At 66.9% G+C, this 20,554-nt stretch carries 15 protein-coding genes; 12 read left to right on the forward strand and 3 right to left on the reverse strand.

Annotated elements, in window-relative coordinates; translation table 11 throughout:
• Genes FSB78_RS02180 through FSB78_RS02190 form a run of 3 tightly spaced genes read right to left on the reverse strand, consistent with a single transcriptional unit; the run spans nucleotide 1 to nucleotide 6,071 of the window.
• Nucleotides 1-1,581 carry an efflux transporter outer membrane subunit gene (locus tag FSB78_RS02180; protein ID WP_147079596.1) on the reverse strand — a complete coding sequence of 527 codons (1,581 nt, stop codon included), beginning with the start codon at nucleotides 1,579-1,581 and terminating at the stop codon, nucleotides 1-3.
• Nucleotides 1,578-4,823, reverse strand: coding sequence for an efflux RND transporter permease subunit (locus FSB78_RS02185; protein WP_147079598.1), 3,246 nt, complete (start codon nucleotides 4,821-4,823; stop codon nucleotides 1,578-1,580). Before FSB78_RS02185 ends, FSB78_RS02180 begins: the two co-directional genes overlap by 4 nt.
• A gap of 6 nt (nucleotides 4,824-4,829) precedes the next feature.
• Nucleotides 4,830-6,071, reverse strand: a complete 1,242-nt coding sequence (locus tag FSB78_RS02190; protein ID WP_199743231.1) for an efflux RND transporter periplasmic adaptor subunit — start codon at nucleotides 6,069-6,071, stop codon at nucleotides 4,830-4,832.
• Nucleotides 6,072-6,197: 126 nt separating this feature from the next.
• Between FSB78_RS02190 and rpiA the strand changes: the two genes are divergently transcribed.
• The 12 genes from rpiA (at nucleotide 6,198) to FSB78_RS02250 (ending at nucleotide 20,552) form a co-directional block, all read left to right on the forward strand.
• Nucleotides 6,198-6,869: a ribose-5-phosphate isomerase RpiA gene (gene rpiA / locus FSB78_RS02195; RefSeq protein WP_147079600.1), complete on the forward strand. Its 672-nt coding sequence runs from the start codon at nucleotides 6,198-6,200 to the stop codon at nucleotides 6,867-6,869.
• A 68-nt stretch (nucleotides 6,870-6,937) separates the two neighbouring features.
• A complete protein-coding gene (tkt, locus tag FSB78_RS02200; protein WP_147079603.1) occupies nucleotides 6,938-9,028 on the forward strand; it encodes a transketolase in 2,091 nt (696 codons plus the stop codon).
• Complete coding sequence (gene tal, locus FSB78_RS02205) at nucleotides 9,028-10,152, forward strand: transaldolase (protein WP_147079605.1); 1,125 nt, start codon at nucleotides 9,028-9,030, stop codon at nucleotides 10,150-10,152. Before tkt ends, tal begins: the two co-directional genes overlap by 1 nt.
• 115 nt (nucleotides 10,153-10,267) lie before the next feature.
• Nucleotides 10,268-11,293, forward strand: a complete 1,026-nt coding sequence (gene gnd, locus FSB78_RS02210; protein WP_338419950.1) for a phosphogluconate dehydrogenase (NAD(+)-dependent, decarboxylating) — start codon at nucleotides 10,268-10,270, stop codon at nucleotides 11,291-11,293.
• A complete protein-coding gene (locus tag FSB78_RS02215; RefSeq protein ID WP_147079609.1) occupies nucleotides 11,290-12,099 on the forward strand; it encodes an HAD family hydrolase in 810 nt (269 codons plus the stop codon). The genes gnd and FSB78_RS02215 overlap by 4 nt, the downstream gene beginning before the upstream one ends.
• Nucleotides 12,096-12,839 (forward strand): HAD-IIB family hydrolase, encoded by a 744-nt coding sequence (locus FSB78_RS02220; protein WP_147079611.1) that lies wholly within the window; start codon nucleotides 12,096-12,098, stop codon nucleotides 12,837-12,839. The genes FSB78_RS02215 and FSB78_RS02220 overlap by 4 nt, the downstream gene beginning before the upstream one ends.
• Nucleotide 12,840: 1 nt before the next feature.
• Entirely contained in the window at nucleotides 12,841-13,296 is a 456-nt protein-coding gene (locus FSB78_RS02225; protein ID WP_147079613.1) for a GreA/GreB family elongation factor, read from the forward strand.
• Entirely contained in the window at nucleotides 13,296-13,478 is a 183-nt protein-coding gene (locus FSB78_RS02230) for a hypothetical protein (RefSeq protein WP_147079614.1), read from the forward strand. Before FSB78_RS02225 ends, FSB78_RS02230 begins: the two co-directional genes overlap by 1 nt.
• Nucleotides 13,479-13,746: 268 nt before the next feature.
• Complete coding sequence (locus FSB78_RS02235) at nucleotides 13,747-14,871, forward strand: BaiN/RdsA family NAD(P)/FAD-dependent oxidoreductase (RefSeq protein WP_242008395.1); 1,125 nt, start codon at nucleotides 13,747-13,749, stop codon at nucleotides 14,869-14,871.
• A gap of 54 nt (nucleotides 14,872-14,925) precedes the next feature.
• On the forward strand, nucleotides 14,926-16,692 hold the full coding sequence (locus FSB78_RS02240; RefSeq protein ID WP_147079618.1) for a DEAD/DEAH box helicase: 1,767 nt from the start codon (nucleotides 14,926-14,928) through the stop codon (nucleotides 16,690-16,692).
• Between the two features lie 127 nt (nucleotides 16,693-16,819).
• Entirely contained in the window at nucleotides 16,820-17,266 is a 447-nt protein-coding gene (locus FSB78_RS02245) for a YaiI/YqxD family protein (protein ID WP_147083959.1), read from the forward strand.
• A gap of 22 nt (nucleotides 17,267-17,288) precedes the next feature.
• On the forward strand, nucleotides 17,289-20,552 hold the full coding sequence (locus FSB78_RS02250) for a PAS domain-containing protein (protein WP_147079620.1): 3,264 nt from the start codon (nucleotides 17,289-17,291) through the stop codon (nucleotides 20,550-20,552).
• The last annotated feature ends 2 nt before the right edge of the window (nucleotides 20,553-20,554 follow it).

Raw genomic sequence — 20,554 nt, forward strand, 5'->3', positions numbered from 1 at the left:
TCAGTTCGCCTCCGTGCGCGGCGCCCCGGTTGCCGTCACCGGCCTCGGCCCATCCGCAGTCGCCTCCAGCGTCGAATCGCCGCCCAGCACGCGGTACAGCGTCACGCGGTTCTGGCCGCCCACTAGCAACGTCGCGACCAGGTTGCGCTGCGCCGTATATAGCGAGCGCTGCGCGTCGAGGCTGTTGAGGAAGGTGTCGATGCCGCCGCGGTAGCGTGCCTCGGTCAGGCGGTAGGTGTCCGCCGCGGCGTCGGCGAAGTTGCGGTTGGCGCGGAGTTGGTCGTCGAGCGTGCCGGCGCGCGCGAGCGCGTCCGATGTTTCCTGGAACGCGGTCTGGATCGATTTCTCGTAGGTGGCGAGCGCGGCGTCGCGTTGTGCCTTCGAATAGGCGACGCCGGCGACACCCGCGCCGGCGCGGAAGATCGGGTAGCTGACCGATGGCGCGACCGAGTAATTGAACGCGCCGCCGGTGAACAGCGACGACAGCGCGCTGCTGGCGAAGCCGAGCAGCCCGGTCAGCGACACGCGCGGGAACAGTTCCGCGCGCGCTGCGCCGATCTCGGCATTGGCGGCGCGCAGCGCATATTCGGCTTCCACCACGTCGGGTCGGCGCAACAGGATGCCGCTGTCGAGGCCGGCGGGGAGGGTGGCGACGGTCGGGAACGCCTGGTCGATCGATGCGGGAAGCAGCGTCGGATCGACCGGCGCGCCGACCAGCAGCTGCAGCGCATTGACGTCCTGCGAGAGCGCAGTGCGCTGTTCGGCAAGGTCGGACTGCGCGGTGAAGAGGATCTGCTGCGCCTGACGCAGGTCGGTGCGCGGCGCGATGCCGCCGCGGAGCCGTGCGGTGGTGAGCGTGACGCTGCGTTCCGCGCTGGCGGCCGTATCCTGCGCGATCTTGAGCAGGCTCTGGTCGGCGGCATAGGTCAGCCAGGCGTTGGCGATGTCGCCGACGAGCGTCAGCCGGGTCGCGCGTGCTGCGGCCTCTGTCTCGAAATAGCGGTTGAGCGCGGCACCGGTGAGCGAGCGGATACGGCCGAACAGGTCGAGCTCGAACGCAGTGCTGCCCAGATCGACCGAGAAGGCGCTGTTCGAGTTCGACGAACTGACGACCGTTCCTCCGGCGCCTGTGCCCGTACCCGTTCCGGTACCGCCGGTCCCGGTGCCGGTTTCCGTACCGCCGGTCCCCGTGCCCGTGCCGCCGGTCCCGCCACCGCTCGTCGCGGTGCTGCGTGCGCCGTTGCCCCCACCCGAATAGCTGTAGCGGCCGCTGGCATCGACCTGTGGGAGCAGATCGGCGCGCTGGATGCGGTATTGCGCGCGCGCCGCGGCGATGTTCGCGGCGGCGACGCGCAGGTCGCGGTTGTTGGCGAGTGCCTGGACGATGACCGCCTGCAATCGCGGATCGCGGAAGACGTCGCGGTAGGTGATCGCGGGCAGTGCCGCCTCGGACTGGCGCAGATAGGCGTCGCCGACCGGCCAGGACGGCGGCACCGGCAGTTCGGTGCGTGCATATTTCGGCGCGAGCGAGCAGCCGGCAAGCGCGGTGGCGGCGATCAGGAGGGGGACGAAACGCATCATGCGGGCTCCGGCTTCGGGGGCCCCAAGGGCTCGTCATTCTTGGGTTTGCCGCCCTGGTGGCCGGTCGGCTTGCCGCGCAGCTTGGCGAGGCCGTCGCGCGCGCCGCGGCGGACGAGCACGAAGAACAGCGGGATGTAGAAGATCGCGAGCAACGTCGCGGTCAGCATGCCGCCGATCACTGCGGTACCGATCGCGATCCGGCTGTTGGCGCCAGCCCCGGTCGAGATCGCCAACGGCAGCACGCCCAGGATGAAGGCAAACGACGTCATCAGGATCGGGCGGAGACGGATCTTCGCCGCGGAGAGCGCAGCGTCCATGACGCTGGCGCCCTTCTGTTCTTCCTGCTCGGCGAATTCGATCATCAGGATCGCGTTCTTGGCCGCCAGGCCCATCGTCGTGAGCAGGCCGATCTGCAGATACACGTCGTTGATCAGCCCGCGCAGCGTGACGGCGAGGATCGCGCCGACGAGACCGAGCGGAATGACGAGCATCACCGCGATCGGGATCGTCCAGCTTTCATAGAGCGCCGCAAGGCACAGGAACACGACGAGCAGCGACAGCCCGTAGAGCAACGGCGCCTGGCCCGAGGATAGGCGCTCTTGGTAGGACAGCCCCGACCAGGCGACCGACGTGCCGGGGATCTCGCCCGCAAGCTGTGCGATCCGCTCCATCGCGTCGCCCGAGCTCTTGCCGGCGGCGGCGGAGCCCTGGATTTCATACGAGGCGATGCCGTTGAAGCGCGACAACGTGGTCGGCGCCTGGCTCCAGCTGGTCCGCGCGAACGACGAGAACGGCGCCATCTGGCCGTTGCTGCCGCGCACGAACCACTGGCTGAGGTCGGTAGGCGATGCGCGATAGGGCGCGTCGCCCTGGACATAGACGCGCTTGACGCGGCCGCGATCGATGAAGTCGTTGACGTAGCTGCCGCCCCAGGCGGTCGACAGCGTCGAGTTGACGTTGGCCTGCGTGAGCCCCAGCGCGGCGAGCTTCTGCTGGTCGATATCGACTTTCAGCGTCGCGACGTCGGGCAGTTCGGTCAGGCGGATCGCCGTCAGCGTCGGGTCCGCACGCGCGGCCGCGAGCAGCTTATCGCGCGCGGCGTTGAACTCGGTCTGGCTCAGCCCGCCGGCGTTCTGCAACTGCATCGTGAAGCCGTTGGACTGTCCCAGGCCGCGGACGGCGGGGGGGACCAGGGAGTAGACCTGTGCGTCGCGGAACCCCTGGAACGCTGCCGATGCACGCCCGGTGATGGAATCGGCGTTGTTTTCCTTGCCCTTGCGGTCATCCCAGGGCGCGAACGAGACGAAGCCCTGGCCGGTGTTCTGACCACTCGCGCCACCGCCGCCGCCGCCGGACACGGTGAACATCGTGCGGACGTTCTTGCCCTCGTTCTGAAAGTAATAATTCTCGATCTGCTTCTGCAGCGCGAAGGTACGGCCCTGGGTGGCGCCCGCGGGCAGCTGGAACTGGACGATGCCGGCACCCTGGTCCTCGGTCGGCAGGAAGCCCGTCGGCAGGCGTAGGAACAGCACCGCGAGCAGTGCGACGACGCCGGCATAGATCAGCAGAAACAGCCATTTGCGCGCGACCACGGCCTTCACCGCGCCGGTGTATTTCTCGATACCGCGGTCGAACGTCGTGTTGAATTTGTCGCCGGCGCGGCTGAAGAACCGCGACGTCTTCGGGAATTTGCGCTGGCCCCAGCTCTGCTCGGGGTCGCCATTCTCGTCGGTCTTCTTCTGCTTCAGCAGCGTCGCGGTCAGTGCGGGGCTCAGTACGAGCGCGACCAGCACGGACAGCATCATCGCCGCGACCATCGTCACCGAGAACTGACGATAGATGACGCCGGTCGACCCGCCGAAGAACGCCATCGGCAGGAACACCGCCGACAAAACGAGCGCGATCGCGATCAGTGCGACGGTGATCTCGTCCATCGACTTGACGGTCGCATCGCGCGGGGAGAGCTCGGGGTCCTCCTCCATCAGGCGCTCGACGTTCTCGACGACCACGATCGCGTCGTCGACCAGCAGGCCGATCGCGAGCACAAGTCCGAACAGCGTCAGCGTGTTGATAGAGAAGCCCGCGAGATAGAAAACGCCGAGCGTGCCGAGCAGCACCACCGGCACCGCGATCGCCGGGATCAGCGTCGCGCGCCAGCTCTGCAGGAAGACGAACATGACGATGACGACCAGGATGATCGCCTCGATCAGCGTCTTGACGACCTCCTCGATCGACAGCTTGATGAAGTCAGTGGTGTCGTTGGCGTAGGCGAATTTCAGGCCCGGCGGGAAGCTCTTGGCCTGCTCGCTGATATACGCCTTGACCAGCTCGGCGGTCTTGAGCGCGTCGGCGCCGGGGGCGAGCAGCACCGCGATACCAGCGCCCGGATGGCGGTTGACGCGGCTGCGCGCGTTGTAGTTCTCGGCACCGAGCTCGATCCGTGCGACGTCCTTGAGCTTGACGGTCGCGCCGTCGCTCTGCGTCTTGAGGATGATGTTGGCGAACTGCTCCGGGGTCTGCAGGCGGGACTGTGCGGTCACCGTCGCGTTGAGCATCTGCGTATCGGGCTGGGGCTGGCCGCCGAGTTCGCCGGCGGCGACTTCGGTGTTCTGCGCCTGGATCGCGGTGGTGACGTCGCTGGGGATCAGCTGGACCGCGGCGAGCTTGTTGGGGTTCAGCCAGATCCGCATCGCGTACTGCGCGCCGAACACGTTGCTGTCGCCGATGCCGGGAATGCGGCCGAGCGGGTCCTGAAGGTTCGAGACGAGATAGTCCGAGACGTCCTGGTTGGTCATCTTGTCGGTTTCGTCATAGACGCCGACGATCAGGAGGTTGTCCGGGTTGGACTTGCGGACGACCAGGCCCTGTTGCTGGACCTGACTGGGAAGGCGCGACAGCGACTGCTGGACCTGGTTCTGGACCTGGACCTGCGCGATGTCGGGATCGGTGCCCTTGGAGAAGGTGACGGTGATCGTCACCGATCCGCGCGAGCTCGACGACGAACTGAAGTAGAGCAGCCCGTCGATGCCGGTCAGCGACTGTTCGACGACCTGCGTGACGCTGTTCTGGATGGTCTGTGCGTTGGCGCCCGGGAACGTGGCGCGCACCGTCACCTGTGGCGGGGCGACGTCGGGATACTGCGCGATCGGCAGGCCCATGATCGCGCCCACGCCGCCCAGCATGATGATGATCGCGATCACCCAGGCGAAGATCGGGCGATCGATGAAGATTCTGGAGAGCATGGGCTGTTAGCCGGCCTTGCCTTGGCCGCCGGACCCGCCGGATTTCTCCTGCTGCTCCTTCGATGGCGGCTTGATGATCTGCGCGCTGTTGGCGGGCACGGGCTTGACGTTCTGGTTCGGCGCGAGCTTCGACAGGCCCTGCGTGACGATCTTGTCGCCCGCGTTGATCCCGTCGGTCACGACCCAGAAGGCGCCCTGCGTGCGGTCGGCCTTGATCGTCTTCTGCACCGCCTTGTTCTGCGCACTGATCACGTAGACGGTTGCGTTGCCCTTGGCATCGCGTGCGACGGCGGCCTGCGGGACCAGGAAGGCGCGGGTGTTCGTCGCCTGCGCGAACCGTGCGCGGACGAACATGCCGGGCAGCAGCAGCCCCTGCGGATTGGGGAAGCGCGCGCGCAGCGTCACAGTACCGGTCTCGACGTTGACCAGCGCCTCGGCGAACTCGACCGAGCCGGTGGCGCCGTAATCGCTGCCGTCCTCGAGCGAGAGGCGGACTTCGGCGCGAGTTGCGACGATGCCGTTCCGCCCCAGCGACCGCCGCAGCGTCAGCATGTCGGCGGAGGATTGCTGGATATCGACGAACATCGGGTCGAGCCGCTGGATCTGCGCGAGCGGATCGGTCTGGCTGGCCGACACCAGCGCGCCGACGGTGAACAGCGAGCGGCCGATCCGCCCGGTGATCGGGGCGGGGACGGTCGTGAACTTCAGGTTGATCCGCGCGGTTTCCAGCGCGGCGCGCGTCTGCGCGACCGAGGCGGTGGCCTGGCGCGAGGTCGCGATGGCGTTGGTATAGTCCTGCTTGCTGATCGCCTCCATCTCGGCGAGCGGCTTGTAGCGGGCGGCGAGGATGCCCTGCGCCTGCGCATTCGCCTGCGCACTGCGCAGGTTCGCCTGTGCCTCGTTGGCGGCGGCGCGGTACAGGCGCGGGTCGATCTCGTAGAGCGGCTGGCCGCGCTTCACGAGGGTGCCTTCGGTGAAGAAGCGGCGGCGGATAATGCCGTTGACCTGGGGGCGGACATCCGAGCTTTCGAACGCGGTCGTGCGCCCGCTGAGTTCCGTGGTCATCGCGACGCTGGTCGGCTGGACGACGACATAGCCGACGGTCGGCGTGCCCTGGCCGGGAGCGTTCGCGCCCTTGCCCTTGCCCTGCGCCTTGTCACCGCCACCCGAGCAGCCCGCAAGCGCGAAGGCGATCAGGCCCAAAGCGGATCCGGTCGAGGCGAGCCGCCCCGGAAAATGTCGTGCTATCAAATCTGGTTCCGCTCGCGATCGGTGTACTAGGCTGCCCTAACCACGCAAATGTACCAGAAGTGTGTCGGTTGCATAGCGGGTGCGAAAATGCGCCCTCGGTGGCTGCGTTGACGAGGGCAGGTGATGAACGACGACAAAAAGGCGGCGGCGCTGGCAGCGATCGCGGAGGTGCGCGACGGGATGCTGGTCGGGCTCGGGACGGGATCGACTGCGGCGTTCGCGATTGCGGGCCTTGGCGATCGTGTCGCGCAGGGGCTCGCGATCCGCGCGGTCGCGACCTCCGCGGCGAGCGAACGGCTGGCGCGCGCGGCCGGCATACTGATCGTCGACTTTGCCGGCGTGTCCCGGGTCGACCTGACGATCGACGGCGCCGACGAGATCGACTCGCGGCTGTTCGCGATCAAGGGGGCAGGGGGGGCGATGCTCCGCGAGAAGATCGTCGCGGCGAGCTCGGACCGGATGATCGTGATCGCCGACGGATCGAAGCGGGTCGCGAGGATCGGTGCGGCGAAGCTGCCGGTCGAGATCCTGCCCTTCGCCGCCGCCTATGTCCTGCGCGTCCTCGCGGAAATGGGCGGTGCGCCCGTCGTGCGCGCCGACTATCGCACCGACCAGGGCAACCTCGTCGCGGACTGCCGGTTCACGATGCCGGACGACGTCGGCACGCTGGCGGCCACGCTCGCCGGTATCCCCGGCGTGCTCGGCCACGGGCTGTTCCTGAACGAGGTGGATGCTGCCTATATTGCGGACGATGGCATCGTTACGCGGCTGGAACGCTCGGGCGCATCGGCCTAAAGGGGCTCTATCTTGGCAACCAGATCGGACGCGCGGCGTTCGGTACAGTCTAGAGCGAGGCTTTCTGCATGACCGATACACAGACCGCCGCCCCAACGGCGGACCCGAAGCTGCACGAGGACGGATCGCTCGAGCGACTGACCATCGATACGATCCGCACGCTGTCGATGGACGCCGTGCAAAAGGCCAATTCGGGCCATCCGGGCACGCCGATGGCGCTCGCGCCGGTCGGCTACACGATCTGGTCGCAGTTCCTGCGCTACGATCCCGCGCACGCCGACTGGCCCAACCGCGACCGTTTCGTGCTGTCGGTCGGTCACGCGTCGATGCTGCTCTATTCGCTGATCCATCTGGCCGGCATCGAGGAAATCGGTGCCGACGGCGAGAAGAGCGGCAAGGAGGCGGTCAGCCTTGAGGATATCCGGCAGTTCCGGCAGCTGTCGTCCAAGACCCCGGGCCACCCCGAATATCGCCACACCACCGGCGTCGAGACCACCACCGGTCCGCTGGGTGCCGGCTGCAGCAACTCGGTCGGCATGGCGATTGCCGAGCGCTGGCTGGCGGCGCGCTACAACAAGGATGGCTTCACGCTGTTCGACCATGACGTCTACACGCTGTGCGGCGACGGCGACATGATGGAGGGCGTCGCGTCCGAGGCCGCGAGCCTCGCCGGGCACCTGAAGCTCAGCAACCTCTGCTGGCTCTACGACAGCAACCACATCTCGATCGAGGGCGGCACCGACCTCGCGTTCGACGAGGATGTCGGCCTGCGCTTCGAGGCCTATGGCTGGAACGTCATCCATATCGACGACGCCAACGACACCAAGGCGCTCGCCGCAGCGATCGAGACCTTCAAGGCGACGAGCGACAAGCCGACCTTCATCGTCGTCCATTCGGTGATCGGCTATGGCAGCCCGAAGGCGGGTACCGAGAAGGCGCATGGCGAACCGCTTGGCGAAGAGAATGTCCGTTTGACCAAGCAGGCCTATGGCTGGCCCGAGGACAAATCGTTCTACGTCCCCGAGGGCGTCGCCGCGCATTTCCACGACGCGATCGCGGACCGCGGCGCCAAGCTGCGCGACGAATGGGTCAAGCTGACCGACACCTATCGCACCGAATATCCCGACCTGTCCGCCGAGCTCGACCTGATGCTCAAGGACGAGCTGCCCGAAGGCTGGGATGCCGACATCCCGGTATTCGAGGCGGACGCGAAGGGTATCGCGAGCCGTGAATCGGGCGGCAAGGTGCTCAACGCGATCGCGGCTAAGGTACCGTGGCTGATCGGCGGGTCCGCCGATCTGGCGCCGTCGACCAAGACCGACATCAAGGGCAAGCCGTCGTTCGAGCCCGGCAACTACGGTGGCCAGAACTTCCACTTCGGCGTGCGCGAGCACGGCATGGGCGGCGTCGTGAACGGCATGACGCTGTCGCACCTGCGCTCCTACGGTTCGACCTTCCTGGTCTTCTCCGACTATATGCGCGCACCGATCCGGCTGTCGGCGATCATGGAGATCGGCGCGATCTGGGTGTTCACGCATGACTCGATCGGTGTCGGCGAAGACGGCCCGACTCACCAGCCGATCGAGCATCTGGCGACGCTACGCGCGATCCCCGGGCTCGACACGATCCGCCCGGGCGACGCGAACGAAGTCGCGGCCGCGTACAAGGCGGTGATGCAGGATGCGAGCACGCCCGCCGCGCTGATCCTGTCGCGCCAGGCGCTTCCGACGCTCGACCGGACGAAATATGCGAGCGCCGACGGGGTGGCGAAGGGTGGCTACGTCCTCGCCGACTGTGACGGCACCCCCGACGTGATCCTGATCGCGACCGGGTCCGAGCTGTCGCTGGTCGTCGATGCGCACGAGAAGCTGATCGCCGACGGCGTCAAGAGCCGCGTCGTATCGCTGCCGAGCTGGCACCGCTACGAGCTGCAGGATCAGGCGTACAAGGACAGCGTCTTGCCGCGTAGCGTCAAGGCCCGCGTCGCGGTCGAGATGGCGGGCGAGATCGGCTGGGCGAAATATGTCGGGCTGGACGGCGCGACGATCACCATGTCGACCTTCGGTGCTTCCGCACCGCTCGCCAAACTCGCCGACAAGTTCGGGTTCACCGTCGACAATGTCGTCAAGGTGGCCCGCGAAGTGATGGAGACCAAGTGATGGGTGCGCTCAACCAGCTCGAAGGCTTCGGCCAGGCGGTATGGCTCGATTTCGTCGACCGCAAGTTTCTCGAGGCCGGCGGCCTGCAGAAGCTGGTCGACGAGGACGGCCTGACCGGCGTCACCTCCAACCCGTCGATCTTCGAAAAGGCGATGGGGCATGGCGACGCCTATGACTCGACGCTCGCCGCTTATGACAAGGAGCATGCCGGCGCGGCGACGATCGATCGCTACGAGCATCTGGCGATCCAGGACATCAAGGCGGCGGCGGACACGCTGAAGCCGGTTTATGACAAGCTCGACGCAAAGGACGGCTATGTCAGCCTCGAAGTGTCGCCCTACATCTCGGACGACACCGACGCGACGATCGCCGAGGCGCAGAAGCTTTGGGGGATGGTCGACCGGCCGAACCTGATGATCAAGATCCCCGGCACGCTCGCGGGCGCACCGGCGATCGCGGCGACGATCGCTGCCGGGATCAACGTCAACGTGACGCTGCTCTTCTCGCTCGAGGCGTATCAGCGCGTCGCCGAGGCCTATGCGATGGGGCTCGAGGAGCGCGTGAAGCAGGGCCAGCCGATCGACCGGATCGCCAGCGTCGCGAGCTTCTTCGTCAGCCGCATCGACGCGACAATCGACAAGGAAATCGACGCACGGATCGAAAAGGGCGATGCGGAAGCCGACGCGCTCAAGGCCGTGCGCGGCAAGGTCGCGATCGCCAACGCCAAGATGGCGTATCAATGGTATCTCGACTTCCTCAAGACCGATCGCTGGCAGGCGCTGGCCGCCAAGGGCGCGCAGCCGCAGCGGCTGCTCTGGGCATCGACTGGGGTCAAGGACCCGGCCTATCCCGACACACTCTACATCGACACGCTGATCGGCAAGGACACGGTGAACACGATGCCGCCCAAGACGATGGACGCGTTCCGCGACCATGGCACTGCGGCCGAGACAATCACTGCGGACATCGACGGGGCGAAGCACACGCTGGCCGAGGCCGAGCGGCTGGGGCTGGACCTCAACGGCGTGACCGGCAAGCTAGTCGAAGAGGGCGTCGCCTCGTTCGTGAAGGCGTTCGACGACCTGCTCGGCGCGATCGCGAAGAAGCAGCCGGCAACGGCCTGACCCCCGTCTCCTGAACCTGGTTCAGGATCCACCATCCCGCAGGCGCTACCCTAGGTGATCGAACGGTAGCGCCTGCCGCCGGCTGGATGCTGAAACAAGTTCAGCATGACGGCGTTTGTGGGGCGGGGCGTTTTACTCCAGTATCAAGGTATATCGCATGAAGATCGGACTGATCGGCCTCGGCCGGATGGGCGGCAACATCGCTCGTCGCCTCATGAAGAACGGCCATGAGGTCGTGGCGTTCGATCGCAGCGAAGAGGCCGTGCAGAAGCTCGCGGCCGACGGCGCGATCGCTGCGTCGTCGCTCGATGACATGCGCGGCAAGCTCGACACGCCGGCCATCTGGTGGGTGATGCTCCCTGCCGGCGGCCCGACCGAGGACACGATCGCGACGATCGCGGACAAGGCGTCGGACGGCGACATCATCATCGATGGCGGCAACAGCTTCTACAAGGACGATGTCCGCCGCGCGAAAACGCTCGCCGAAAAAGGCATCCACTATGTCGACGTCGGCACGTCCGGCGGTGTCTGGGGGCTCGAGCGCGGCTATTGCATGATGATCGGCGGCGACAAGGAGACCGTTGACCTGCTCGATCCGATCTTCGAGACGCTCGCTCCGGGGATGGGCGACATCGTCCGCACGTCCGGCCGCATTGCCGAGCAAGTCGACCCGCGCGCCGAGAAGGGCTATATCCATGCCGGCCCGCCGGGCGCCGGGCACTTCGTCAAGATGGTCCATAACGGCATCGAATACGGCCTGATGCAGGCCTATGCCGAGGGCTTCGACATTCTCAAGGGCAAGGCGTCCGAGAATCTGCCCGAGGACGAGCGCTTCGATCTCAACATGACCGACATCGCCGAAGTCTGGCGCCGCGGTAGCGTGATCTCGTCCTGGCTGCTCGACCTGACCGCGATCGGCCTCGCCAAGGACGAGAAGCTCGAACAGTTCACCGGCAGCGTCGCGGATTCGGGCGAGGGCCAATGGACGATCGACGCTGCGATGGAGGAGAAGGTGCCGGCCAACGTGCTGACCGCCGCGCTCTACGCGCGCTATCGCAGCCGCGTCGATCACACGTTCGGCGACAAGCTGCTGTCTGCGATGCGCTTCGGCTTTGGCGGGCATGTGGAGATCCCGCAGTGAGCATCCGCCTGCTCGTCTCCGATGTCGACGGCACGCTGGTCGACAAGGACAAGAAGGTCACGTCCGCTACCGTCGACGCGGTGGCACGCCTCAAGGCGGCGGGCGTGGGCTTCACGATCATCAGCGCCCGGCCACGCTCGGGCATGATGCCGATCGCCGACCTGCTCGGGATCGACGAACCGATGGGCGCGTTCAACGGCGGCATCGTCTTCAAGCGGGACGGCACGCTGATCGAGCATCACATGATCAAGCCGGAGGTCGCGCGCGGCGCGATGGCGATCATCGGCGACGCGAAGGTCGATACCTGGGTGTTTTCGGGCGACGTCTGGTACGCGAGCACCGACCAGGGCGGCCATGTCGGCAGCGAGCGCAAGGCGTCCGCGCAGAACCCGGTCGTCATCGACAGCTTCGAGCATCTGCTCGGCAAGGCCGACAAGATCACCTTCGTCAGCGACGACGAGGCGCTGTTGCGCGACCTGCATGCGAAGGTGGCCGCGGAATTCGGTCCGAAGGCGACGATCGTCCAGAGTCAGACCTATTATCTCGACATCACGCCGGTCGAGGGCAACAAGGGTACCGGCATCTGCGAACTGGCGGAAGCGTTCGGGGTGCCGCTTGCACAGACCGCGGCGATCGGCGATCAGGCCAACGACATCGCCATGCTGAAGCGCGCCGGCCTCGCGATCGCAATGGGCAACGCTTCGGCGGATGTTCGGGCGGTCGTGCACGAGGTAACATCCGCCAACGATGCCGACGGCGTCGCCAATGCCATCGATACATTCATCCTCACCGGAGTTCCCGCATGAAAGAACTGGTTGCCTTCGACCTCGATGGAACGCTGGCCGAGAGCAAGCAGGCGCTGCTGGAGCCGATGGGCGAGGCGCTCGCCGATCTGCTCGACGTAGCGCATGTCGCGGTGATCTCGGGCGGCGACTGGCCGCAGTTCGAAAAGCAGGTTGCGAGCCGCCTTCCCGAGCGTGCCGACCGCACCAAGCTGTGGCTGATGCCGACGACGGGCACCAAGCTCTATCGCTACGATGGCGAATGGCGCGTGGTTTATGCCGAGCTGTTCGCGGACGACGAGAAGGCGAAGATCCTGACTGCGTTCGACGAATCGCTGAAGGCCACGGGCTTCGTTCCCGAACAGACCTGGGGCGAGCGGATCGAGGATCGCGGCAGCCAGATCACCTTCTCGGCGCTCGGCCAGGAAGCACCGATCGACGCGAAGCATAGCTGGGATCCCGATTTTGCAAAGCGCAAGGTGATCCAGGCCGATCTGCAGAAGCGCCTGCCGGGGCTGTCGATCAACATGGGCGGCGCGACCTCGATCGACATCACGCGCGAGGGTGTCGACAAGGCCTATGGCCTGCGCAAGCTCAACGAGGTCAGCGGGATCGCGCTCGAATCGATGATGTTCATCGGCGACGCGATCTTCCCGGGCGGCAACGACTATCCGGCTGAGCAGCTCGGTCTCGACGTCGTCAAGGTGAAGAACCCCGAGGGCACGCTGGCCGCGATCGCGGGCATCGTTGCATGCCTCAAATAGCATGAGCGTCGCGTTTCGCCGGGACAGCGATGAGGAGCATCTCGAACCCAAGTTCGAGATGCCGATCGCGCCCGGTCCCAATCTGGTGACGCCGCGCGGCCTCGCGTTGATCGGCGAGCAGGTCGACGCGATCGAGGCTGCGATCGAGGCCGAGACCGACGATCAGGCCTTGGTCGTGCTCAAGCGCGACCTGCGCTACTGGCACACGCGGCAGACCACCGCGGAACTCGCCGCGGCGCCCGAGGCGGGCGAGGCGGGGATCGGCTCGTCCGTGCGCGTGCGGATGAACGGCGCCGAGCGGACCATCGCGATCGTCGGCGGCGACGAAGCCGAACCGGGCGCCGACCGGCTAGCCTTCTCGTCACCGCTGGCGCGTGCGCTGATCGGCGCGATGGCGGGCGAGCGCGTGGCGTTCAACGGTCGCGACGACGCGATCGAAATCCTGGAGATCGCGTAATGGCTGCCGAGAAGTTCGAACGCCATCGCCAGCCCTGGACGCAGGACGAGATCCAGAAGCTGCATACGCTTGCCAAGAAGGGGATGGCGCTGAAGGCGATCGCGAAGGCGATGACGCGGAGCGAGGAGTCCGTGAAGGACCGTGCCAAGGCCGACGGACTCAATATCGCCAAGCTGCGGTAGCCTTTGACACGACGTTTCTCCCGCGAAAGCAGGAGAACGGTTTGCTTCTCAACCCTACCTTCCACCCCGGCGAAGGCCGGGGCCCAGTTGGAAAGGCCGATGTAACGAAGTGCCGTCCGGCGTTGCGAGGGGCACCCAACTGGGCCTCGGCCTTCGCCGGGGTGGGGTATGCGTGTATGGGCGCACCCTCTCCATAGGTTTGTGGGGGACGGAGTTCAGAGTGCCCAACTACGACGCGATCATCCTCGGCGCAGGCGCCGCCGGCCTCATGTGCGCCGCCGTCGCCGGCCAGCGCGCGCGGCGGGTCCTGCTCGTCGACCACGCCGACGAACCGGGCAAGAAGATCATCATATCGGGCGGCGGACGCTGCAACTTCACCAACGTCAACACCGCCGCCGACCGCTACATTTCCGCCAACCCGCATTTCGCGAAATCCGCGCTCGGTCGCTACACTGCAGCCGATTTCATCGCGCTGGTCGAGTCCTACGGCATCGCCTGGCACGAAAAGACGCTCGGCCAACTCTTCTGCGACGGCTCGGCGAAGCAGATCGTCGCAATGCTGCTCGACGAATGCGCGAAGGGCAGGGTGGACTGGTCGCTCGGCCGCGCGGTGACCGGAGTCGCGCATGACGGCGACGACTTCCGCGTGTCGATCGACGGGCGCGACGTCACGGCACCCGCGCTGGTGATCGCCACCGGCGGCCCGTCGATCCCGAGAATGGGCGCGACCGGTTTCGCCTACGACCTCGCGCGCCAGTTCGGGCTGAAGGTGGTGGAACCGCGCCCGGCACTCGTCCCGTTGACGCTCGGCGGCGACGAGACGCTGTTCCGTTCGCTCTCCGGCGTTGCCGCCGACGTCGTCGCGTCCTGCGGCAAGACCGCGTTCCGCGAGGCGGCGTTGTTCACGCATCGCGGCCTTTCGGGCCCGTCGATCCTGCAGGTCTCGTCCTATTGGCGCCACGGCCAGCCCGTCGGCATCGATTTCCTCCCCGACCGCGACGCCGGCTGGCTGCAGGACGCCAAGCGAACGACTCCCCGCGCCACGCTGCGCAAGACGCTGGCGGGCGCATTGCCGGACCGTCTGGCGGAGATTTTGGCCGAGCGGCTCGGCATGACGGGAGAATTATCCGCGCTCACCGACAAAAAGCTCGCCGAGGCCGAGAGGCGCCTAAGTCACTGGAACTTCACGCCGAACGGCTCGGAAGGCTATGCCAAGGCGGAGGTCACGGCGGGCGGAATCAGCACTGCTGACCTTTCATCGCAAACAATGGAAGCCAAACGGACAAAAAACCTGTATGCGATCGGCGAAGCAGTCGATGTCACGGGTTGGCTCGGCGGCTACAATTTCCAATGGGCATGGGCGAGCGGGTGGGCCGCGGGTCAGGTCCTGTAGGGACAATCCGCCAGAGGCTTGCCTAAAGCAGCCCGGCCACCATCTAGGACGTACATGCCTTTCTCGAATATTCCGTCGCTTCTTTCCGAAGCGCTCGCCGCGCGTGGCTATACCGCGCTCACCCCCGTCCAGGCTCATGTGATCGAGGACAATGCCCGCGGGCGTGACCTGATCGTGTCGGCACAGACCGGCTCGGGCAAGACCGTCGCCTTCGGTCTTGCCATGGCCCCCGAACTGCTCGGCGAAGCCGGCGAGGACGGCGTCCAGCGCCTGCCGGCACCGCACAAGCCGCTCGTGCTCTGCATCGCACCGACGCGTGAGCTCGCGCTGCAGGTCAGCCGCGAACTGATGTGGCTCTACGCCAAGGCCGGTGCGCGCATCTCGACCTGCGTCGGCGGCATGGACGCCTCGAAGGAGCGTCGCAGCCTCGCGCACGGCGCGCACATCGTCGTCGGCACGCCCGGCCGTCTGCGCGACCATCTGGAGCGCGGCGCGCTCGACCTCTCGGCCCTGAAGGTCGCGGTGCTCGACGAGGCCGACGAGATGCTCGACATGGGCTTCCGCGAGGATCTGGAGCAGATCCTCGACGCCTCGCCCGAGGGTCGCCGCACGTTCATGTTCTCGGCGACGATGCCGAAGCCGATCGTCGCGCTCGCGAAGCGCTACCAGAAGGATGCGGTCCGCATCTCGACCGTCGGCGAGGATCGCGGCCATGGCGACATCAGCTACCAGGCCGTCACCGTCTCGCCGTCCGAGATCGAGCACGCCGTCATCAACCTGCTGCGCTTCCACGAGGCGGAGACGGCGATGCTGTTCTGCGCAACGCGCGACAATGTCCGCCACCTCCACGCCAGCCTGGTCGAGCGCGGTTTTGCCGCGGTCGCGCTGTCGGGCGAGCACAGCCAGAACGAGCGCAACGCCGCGCTGCAAGCGCTGCGTGATCGTCGCGCCCGCGTCTGCGTCGCGACCGACGTCGCCGCGCGCGGCATCGATCTTCCGACGCTGAGCCTCGTCGTGCATGTCGAACTGCCGCGCGATGCCGAGACGCTGCAGCATCGCTCGGGCCGTACCGGCCGCGCCGGCAAGAAGGGCACCGCGGTGCTCATCGTGCCGTTCCCGCGTCGTCGCCGCGTCGACATGATGCTGCGGGGCGCCAAGATCAACGCCGAGTGGATCAACGCCCCGACCGCGGATGACATCCGCAAGAACGACCGTGAGCGGCTGATCACGATGCTGATGCAGCCGGTCGAGATCGAGGATGAGGATCGCGAGCTGGCGACTCGCCTGATGGCCGAGAAGACCCCCGAGGACATCGCCGCGGCGCTGGTGCACATGCACCGTGCGACGATGCCGCAGGCCGAGGACCTGATCGACCAGAGCAAGCAGTCGGTCGGCGACGATCGCAGCACCGGCCCGCGCGCCGGGTTCGAGGACACCGTCTGGTTCCGCATGGACATCGGCCGTCGCCAGAACGCCGATCCGCGCTGGATCCTGCCGCTGATCTGCCGTCGCGGGCACATTACCAAGTCCGAGATCGGCGCGATCCGCATCGGGCCGAACGAGACCGCGTTCGAGATTCCGCGCAGCGTTGCCTCGCGCTTCGTCTCCGCCATCCAGCGCACCGCTCAGGCGGGTGAAGAAGAGAGCGGCGTCGCGATCGAAGCGATGCAGGGCGCGCCTGAGAGCACCGCACGGCATGCCGGCGGTGGCAACCGCAGCAACGCGGGGGCGCCGCGCCAGACGCTGCACCGCTCGCCGTCGCCGCGCGGCGGCCCCGCACCGACGCGGCATCGCCCGCCGAACCGCGGCCCGCGTCCGTAATAGGGCGACCATGCCCCCCCTATCCGTTCGTGCTGAGCGAAGTCGAAGCACTATGTCATGGGGCAATGCCCTTCGACTTCGCTCAGGGCGAACGGAAGAGGAGTGATCTGCGGTGACCGACGCTAACATCCGCATCCTCGTCGACGCCGACGCCTGCCCGGTAAAGGACGAGATCTACAAGGTCGCGTGGCGGCACGAGGTGCCCGTCACCATCGTCAGCAACAGCCATTTCCGTATCCCCGTCCACCCGTTGATCACCCGTGTGGTCGTCAGCGATGGCTTCGATGCCGCCGACGACTGGATCGCCGAGCAGGCGGACGCCCGCACCGTCGTCATTACCGCCGACATCCTGCTCGCGGATCGCTGCGTGAAGGCCGGTGCGACCGTGCTGTCCAACGCCGGCAAGCCGTTCACCACCAATTCGATCGGCAGCGCGGTCGCGGTGCGCGCGATCATGGCCGACCTGCGCGCCGGCGGCGACGTGATCGGCGGACCGGCACCTTTTTCGAAACTCGATCGTTCACGGTTCTTGTCTGCTCTTGATGCCGCACTCGTGCGGTTGAAACGCGGCTGAATATTTGGGACCGTCTACCGTCATGCCACGCTCCCATCTCCTCGACCGCGACCAGCTTCTTGCCCGCCAGGCGTTCCAGTTGCGACTGGTCGATACGCTGCGACACCTGGATCGTGCCGAGGACATCATGCGGGCCGCGGCCGAGGCGCTGGGGCGGTATCTCGGTGTCGCGCGGTGCGGCTATGGCGAGATCGCCGAGGACGGCGCGGTAATCCACGTCACCGGCGACTGGACGCCGGATCCGTCCGCCACCGCAAATGGCGAGACGCATGCGCTTGGCGCCTTTGCCGCGCCGCTTTTCGCCGAGTTGCTTCAGGGACGGACGGTGGTCGTCGAGGATTGCTGCAACGACCCGCGAACGAGCGACCGGGCGGCCGAATGGGCCGAGATCCAGACTCGGACGATGGTCGTGTTCCCGCTGTCGCGCCACGGTGCGCTTGTCGCGATCTTCTACGTCCACGACCCCGAGCCGCGGTTCTGGGACCATGCCGAGATCGCGCTGGTCGAGGACGTCGCGCTGCGGACGGCGGACGCGGTCGAGCGGGTCCGGGCCGAAGCGGCATCGAAGGAGAGCGAGGGCCGCTACCGGTCGTTGTTCAACTCTATCGATGCCGGGTTCTGCGTCGTAGAGATGCGGTTCGCCGCGGACGGCACGGCGGAGGATTATCGCTTCATCGAGGTCAACGACGGGTTCGTCGATTATACCGGGCTTGTCGGCGCGACCGGGCGCTGGGTCCGCGAGCTGATACCCGCACACGAGCAATATTGGTTCGACCGGTTCGGCGCGGTGGCGCGGACCGGCGAGCATGTCCGGTTCGAGGATTATGCCGGGGGGCTCGATCGCCGCTGGTACGACGTCCACGCCTACCGCGTCGGTGCACCCGAGCTGCACCATGTCGCAGTCCTGTTCACCGACATCACCGAGCGTCGTCGCGCCGAGATCGCGCTGCAGCAGAGCCGCGAGGAGCTGGAACTCGCGACCCGGGCGGCGCGGCTCGGACGGTTCGACTATCGGCCGCAGACCGGCACGCTGACCTGGGACGACCGCTGTCGCGAATTGTTCGGGCTGCCGCCGGGTGTCCCGGTGGACTATGAGGGCAGCTTCCTCTCCCGCGTCCATCCCGATGATCGCGCGGCGACCCAGGCCGCAGTCGACATGGCCCTCGACCCGGACGGGCCGCGCGGGTTCGACATCGAATACCGCGTCATCGCCGGGGGTGAGGGTATCGAACGCCATCTGCTCGCCCACGGCATCGTCTTTTTCGACGGGCGCTTGCCGATCCGCATGATCGGGACGGTGTTCGACCTCACGCGCGACCGGCAGGCGCAGGCGGCGCTCGTCGAGACCGGCGAACGGTTGCGGCTGGCCGGCCGGGCGACCAACGACGCGATCTGGGACTGGGACCTGCGCCGCGACCAGGTGTTGTGGAACGAGGCGCTTGAACGCTCCTATGGTCATGTCGCAAGTGACGTCGAGCCGACCGGCGCCTGGTGGATCGGTCAGATCCACCCCGACGATCGCGCGCGGGTCGATGCCAGCATCCATGCGCTGATCGACGGGGACGGGTCCGACTGGACCGACGAATACCGCTTTGCGCGTGCCGATGGCAGCTACGCCGACATTCTCGACCGCGGCTACGTGATCCGTGACGCATCGGGCGCCGCGATCCGGATGATCGGCGCGATGCTCGACCAGTCGGCGCGCAAGGCGGTCGAACGCCAGTTGCGTGCGGTCAACGAGCGGTTGGCGGAAACCGTCGAGACCGCGACCGCCGATCGCAACCGGCTCTGGGATCTCTCGGGCGACATCATGCTGCGTGCCACGTTCGACGGGACGATCGTCGCCGCAAACCCCGCCTGGACCGCGATGCTGGGATGGGACCTGGCCTCGATCCTGCAGCGGCCGCTGTTCGACCTGCTCCATCCGGACGACCGCCACACCACGGCAAAGGCAGCGGCCGGGCTGGCGAGGGGCGAAACGATCGGGCGGATCGACAATCGCTATCGCCACCGCGACGGCAGCTATCGCTGGATCAGCTGGGCAGCGCGGCCCGGCGACGGGCTGATCAACGCTGTCGGCCGCGATATCACCGAGGAGAAGGAGCGCGAAGTCAGGCTTGCGCGCGCCGAGGATGCGCTGCGCCAGGCCCAGAAGATGGAAGCGGTCGGCCAGCTCACCGGCGGTATCGCGCACGACTTCAACAACATGCTCACCGGGATCATCGGGGGGCTCGACATGATCCGGCGCAACCTGCCCGAGGCTCGCCCGGAAAAGGTCGATCGCTATCTGTCCGCGGCCTCGGTTTCGGCGCAGCGTGCCGCCGGCCTGACGCAGCGCCTGCTCGCTTTCTCGCGGCGGCAGTCGCTCGACGTCGTGGCGGTCGACCTCGGCCAGCTGGTCGACGGCATGGAGGACCTGCTCCGCCGGACGCTCGGCGAGACGATCGAGATGGAGGTGCTGGGCGGACGGGACCTGTGGCGAGCGAAGACCGACGCCAACCAGCTCGAGAGCGCGCTGCTCAACCTCGCCATCAATGCGCGGGACGCCATGCCCGACGGCGGACGGCTGACGATCGAGACGTCCAACGCGCATCTCGACGCCGCCTATACGGACGGCGTCGACGAGGAGCTTGAGCCCGGCGACTATCTCGTGGTCGCAGTGTCCGACACCGGCACCGGCATGAGCGAGGCGGTGATCGCAAAGGCGTTCGACCCGTTCTTCACGACCAAGCCGATCGGGCAGGGCACGGGGCTCGGTCTCTCGATGATCTACGGCTTCGCGCACCAGTCGGGTGGGCATGTCCGGATCCGCTCGGAGGAAGGCAAGGGTACGACGATCACGCTGTATCTTCCCCGCTTCCGCGGCAGCGCGGACGCCGCGACGGCGGTCGACCGCTACGAACCCCTGCCGCGCGCACGCGGCGAATCGGTGCTCGTGGTCGAGGACGACAGCGCGGTCCGGATGCTGATCGTCGATGTCCTCGACGGACTGGGATACCGCGTGATCGAGGCGTGGGACGGGCCGGCGGCGTTGCCGATCCTGGCGAGCGACACGCGCATCGACTTGCTCGTCAGCGACGTCGGGCTGCCGGGCATGAGCGGTCGGGAGGTCGCGGAGATCGCGCGGCAATATCGACCGCGGCTGAAGGTTCTGTTCGTGACCGGCTATGCCGAGCAGGCGGCGGTACGTGGCGAGTTCCTGGGCGATGACATGGAGATGATCACCAAGCCGTTCCCGATCGACCTGCTCGCCGCGCGGATCAGCGCGTTGATCGGCGGCGGGTAAGC

The sequence above is a fragment of the Sphingomonas ginsenosidivorax genome (assembly GCF_007995065.1).
Classification (GTDB): Bacteria; Pseudomonadota; Alphaproteobacteria; order Sphingomonadales; family Sphingomonadaceae; genus Sphingomonas; species Sphingomonas ginsenosidivorax.

Excerpts from the sequence above, each read along its gene's own strand:
- FSB78_RS02180 (WP_147079596.1), bottom strand. The coding sequence starts at position 1,581 with ATGATGCGTTTCGTCCCCCTCCTGATCGCCGCCACCGCGCTTGCCGGC.
- FSB78_RS02230 (WP_147079614.1), top strand. The coding sequence starts at position 13,296 with ATGGCTGCCGAGAAGTTCGAACGCCATCGCCAGCCCTGGACGCAGGAC.
- rpiA (WP_147079600.1), top strand. The coding sequence starts at position 6,198 with ATGAACGACGACAAAAAGGCGGCGGCGCTGGCAGCGATCGCGGAGGTG.
- tal (WP_147079605.1), top strand. The coding sequence starts at position 9,028 with ATGGGTGCGCTCAACCAGCTCGAAGGCTTCGGCCAGGCGGTATGGCTC.
- FSB78_RS02250 (WP_147079620.1), top strand. The coding sequence starts at position 17,289 with ATGCCACGCTCCCATCTCCTCGACCGCGACCAGCTTCTTGCCCGCCAG.
- FSB78_RS02225 (WP_147079613.1), top strand. The coding sequence starts at position 12,841 with ATGAGCGTCGCGTTTCGCCGGGACAGCGATGAGGAGCATCTCGAACCC.
- FSB78_RS02220 (WP_147079611.1), top strand. The coding sequence starts at position 12,096 with ATGAAAGAACTGGTTGCCTTCGACCTCGATGGAACGCTGGCCGAGAGC.
- FSB78_RS02185 (WP_147079598.1), bottom strand. The coding sequence starts at position 4,823 with ATGCTCTCCAGAATCTTCATCGATCGCCCGATCTTCGCCTGGGTGATC.
- FSB78_RS02235 (WP_242008395.1), top strand. The coding sequence starts at position 13,747 with ATGTGCGCCGCCGTCGCCGGCCAGCGCGCGCGGCGGGTCCTGCTCGTC.
- FSB78_RS02240 (WP_147079618.1), top strand. The coding sequence starts at position 14,926 with ATGCCTTTCTCGAATATTCCGTCGCTTCTTTCCGAAGCGCTCGCCGCG.
- tkt (WP_147079603.1), top strand. The coding sequence starts at position 6,938 with ATGACCGATACACAGACCGCCGCCCCAACGGCGGACCCGAAGCTGCAC.